The following is a 3,179-nucleotide window of genomic DNA, read 5'->3' as shown; positions in this document are numbered from 1 at the left end:
CGCTCGGTCACCAGCTTTACTGCCTCGATCTTGAACTCGCGGCTGAACTTTCGTCTCGTCATATCCAATCTCCAATTCCATGGTCACGATCTTATCTTCGTGTCCACGAAACCGGCAGCAGGCCAATGGAACCAAACGCTGCACTGGGGAATGAACCCCATAGGCATCATGCCTACTCCCTGTAGGACTCTACTGCCCGCTGCTGGTCATTCCAGCAGCGGGTTTTCTGCTTTTTTTGGATTCAAGACAATCCCTTTCTGCCCACCGTGCTCGACTTCACGATGGGCGATACCGCGCGCCGCAAACATATCCGCAAATCGTGTTGGTCGATCCGGGTTTCTGTTCTACCGAACTTGCGCTGTGTCGAAATGCGGTATAGTTTGGCGGTATTGGAAGGGAGTGTGATCGTATGGCAGCTGCGACCAAGCGCAAGACCTCTCTGACACTTGATACCGATGCACTTGATGGCGCAAGGGAGCTTGGGATCAACGTCTCCGCAGTAGCTGAGGCGGCACTCATCAAGGCGGTTGCCGAAGCTCGACGCAAGACGTGGCTCGCTGAGAACGCAGACGCATTTGCGGCCCAATCGGATTGGCACGAGCGTCATGGGCATCCGCTGGCCGAAATTATCACGGCGCCAGGCGGATCTTCATGGAAACCCTGACCCGCTTTGATGTCGCGGAGTACAATGGTGTTTCCATGGTCGTTGTCGAAAGCGACCTACTGCCGCCCGACGCCTCTGTCGTCGTCATTCCGCTACTCTCCGGCTACCCTGCGGTGCGCCATCTGAATCCTGAACTCCAGCACGATGGCAGGCGACTGGTGCTTGCGACACGCCTGATTGCGGGCGTTCGACGGGCGAGCTTGCGCCGCACCGGGAGTGTTGCGGACCAGGGGGGTCTGATCACCCGGGCCGTAGATGTCTTGATGGCGGGCGTATGACCCGCAAGACCAACACGATTTGCGGACATTGCCAACACAATAGAACCCGGCCACGCCAACGAACTTGTTTTTTACGAGGATCATCGTATATTGAATAGCAAGATAGGATTTAAGGAGGCAAAGCGACGCCTGATCAAAGCGCTACGGGAAGGCACCTTCCTTCACGAAGCGCGTAATCAGGTCGAGACGAGGAACCTGCTCCAGATGGGGCAAATCACGCCTGACGATCTCACCGAGATCGTGAAGAGGTGTAGCGGACAGCATCATGAACGTTCGCCCCACCACTCTGTAACCGGCATCGATGTCCACATCCTTCGGCGCGACGGCTGGTATGTGAAGTTCTACTTCGTCGACCCGGATACGATCTTTATCAGCGTCCACCAGTGAGGCGGCCATGAAAGTCTACAAGGCAGGAGAGAAATCGAAGGCGGTCTGTCAGGATTGCCGTGCGCTGGTCTCCACGACCTTCGCCTATCGTGACGTGCCCTTCGATGATGGCACCGGCGTGGTGAAGGATGTGCTCGCCTCGGTCTGCGACCAGTGCGAACGCGTCGTCGCCCTGCCCGCGCAGTCCACGCCGGCTGTCCAACGCGCCCGTGAGACGGCTGATGTGCCGCTTGAGGTTATGCTTTCAGTGCCCGACATGGATCTTCTGGACCTCGCTGCCTGGCGGATCGATCCGGCATCAGGTGTGCGGCTGAGAAAGCCGCTCTTGGCCTATTACATCCAGCGGCTCGCAGGTGATCCGGTCGCCGTTGCCCGCCTTCAGACCAAGGCGGGGATGCGCGTGGCGAAATCGCCAAAGTCGATGAAGATCCCCAAGCGGCGTCTTTCGGTGAAGTTCGCTCCGAAAACGGATGCCTCGATCCGAGCATTGATGAAAGCGTCTGGCCTCAACAAGAGCCGTCTCATCCGCGGTATCGTGCACGAGATCGAGGACGATCTAATCCGACCGGACCAGCCGAAGGATCTCCAGAAGCTGCGGGAAATCGCGATGGTAGTGGCGGCCTGATCTACCGGTCGAATAGGGAACCAAGCCATCACAAAGAGGGTGAGAGAAGTCGCGGAAATGCTTGGACCGGTTCAGGAGGTCGAGAAGAACTTTTCTGGATCAGATGAGAGCGTGGCCCTACGTCGGCTTGGGACCAGAGAACAGGTGATCGCCACGAAGGCTGCGCTAGCCCTCGCGACATGCGGTATCCCTCTCCTCACGGCGAAGCGAGCGGTTGAGCACGTGATCGACGAAGGCGAGGAGACGTTGATCCTGCCGATGGTTTCGACACGGCAGGATCTCTCGCGGGTACTTGCAGCCGCGGGGATCGATGTCGTCTTCGGTTACGATGTTGGCAGCTGCCAACTCTGATGCGTCTGATCGAAGCCTTGATCCTATGAGCCGCGACAGCAAATAACTCGTTCGAATCCTTCGCCACGAGCCGGAGTCGATCTGTATCCAGCTCGATCCTCAAGGTTGGGTCTCTGCCGACAAGATCTTCGAGACGGGCTATAACCCGGGCCGTCGCCGTCAGGTTCACCCCTCGCAGGCCCCGGAAACAGCCACACGCGTCGGACATGCTTCCTGCCGCCACGTTTGCGCACGGTCAGCCCCTCGCAGGCGAAAGCATACGGAAGCGCGCCGCCACGATGAAACCGCTTGACCCGACAGGTCGAGCTTATCCGGCGATACTGGCGAACGGACTTCCAAGATGATTTTAGACGCGCTACCTTGACGGAATGGAAACACGTTCGGTCGAGAACAAAAGTGCTCCAGCGTGGGCCGGGATAGTCACCGTGGTTCCAGGTCTGCGCGGCGACCGCCCGGTGATCCGCGGAATGCGCATTACGGTGGGGGATATTCTCGGTTGGCTGGCTTCGGGTATGAGCGAGGCGGGCATTACGGAGAACTTTCCTGAGCTGACTACCGCTGACATCCGGGCAGCCCTGGCCTTCGCCGCGGAACGTGAGCGGCCGACCTGCGTCGCGACCAAGTGACTGTGTCAGTATCGACCGGCCAATCGTGAAACTCCCATTAGGCCAAAACCTCAGACACCGCCTTTCTGGAAAGCTGTCGGATTTATTTTCTGCATTCATTCAGGAGGAGCTGGTCGCCAGAGAGTAAGCATTCGCTGGAGGCCGCGGTCAAGCGACCTTGACCAGGGGCGTGGCCCCGTCCCATTCCCACGGCAGCAACTCGTGCAGGCGCGAGACCGGCATATCGGAGATGCGGGCGATGATGTCGG

General features: G+C 58.7%; 6 protein-coding genes. 5 read left to right on the top strand and 1 reads right to left on the bottom strand.

Annotation, left to right across the window (positions count from 1 at the left end; all coding sequences use genetic code 11):
* Positions 1-409 precede the first annotated feature (409 nt).
* Together IEV82_RS23385 and IEV82_RS23380 are read left to right on the top strand one after the other, a co-directional pair.
* Entirely contained in the window at positions 410-664 is a 255-nt protein-coding gene (locus tag IEV82_RS23385; protein WP_188484488.1) for a type II toxin-antitoxin system CcdA family antitoxin, read from the top strand.
* Positions 652-942, top strand: coding sequence for a CcdB family protein (locus tag IEV82_RS23380; RefSeq protein ID WP_188484487.1), 291 nt, complete (start codon positions 652-654; stop codon positions 940-942). The genes IEV82_RS23385 and IEV82_RS23380 overlap by 13 nt, the downstream gene beginning before the upstream one ends.
* A 141-nt stretch (positions 943-1,083) precedes the next feature.
* On the opposite strand, the gene IEV82_RS23375 is transcribed toward IEV82_RS23380, so the two are convergent.
* The gene (locus tag IEV82_RS23375) at positions 1,084-1,338 is read right to left on the bottom strand and encodes a hypothetical protein (protein ID WP_188484486.1); all 255 of its coding nucleotides are present in this window, start codon (positions 1,336-1,338) and stop codon (positions 1,084-1,086) included.
* On the opposite strand from IEV82_RS23375, the gene IEV82_RS23370 reads away from it, so the two are divergent.
* The 3 genes from IEV82_RS23370 to IEV82_RS23360 all read left to right on the top strand — a co-directional run bounded on the left by IEV82_RS23370 (position 1,337) and on the right by IEV82_RS23360 (position 2,931).
* A complete protein-coding gene (locus IEV82_RS23370) occupies positions 1,337-1,954 on the top strand; it encodes a hypothetical protein (protein WP_188484485.1) in 618 nt (205 codons plus the stop codon). The genes IEV82_RS23375 and IEV82_RS23370 overlap by 2 nt on opposite strands.
* Positions 1,955-2,011: 57 nt before the next feature.
* On the top strand, positions 2,012-2,305 hold the full coding sequence (locus tag IEV82_RS23365) for a hypothetical protein (RefSeq protein WP_188484484.1): 294 nt from the start codon (positions 2,012-2,014) through the stop codon (positions 2,303-2,305).
* A gap of 425 nt (positions 2,306-2,730) precedes the next feature.
* Positions 2,731-2,931 (top strand): DUF433 domain-containing protein, encoded by a 201-nt coding sequence (locus IEV82_RS23360; RefSeq protein WP_229748010.1) that lies wholly within the window; start codon positions 2,731-2,733, stop codon positions 2,929-2,931.
* Positions 2,932-3,179: the final 248 nt, after the last annotated feature.

The organism is Marivita lacus, assembly GCF_014637725.1.
GTDB classification, from domain to species: Bacteria; Pseudomonadota; Alphaproteobacteria; order Rhodobacterales; family Rhodobacteraceae; genus Marivita; species Marivita lacus.
Note: the sequence above shows the minus strand (reverse complement) of the source record. Positions and strands in the feature narration are given on the sequence as shown.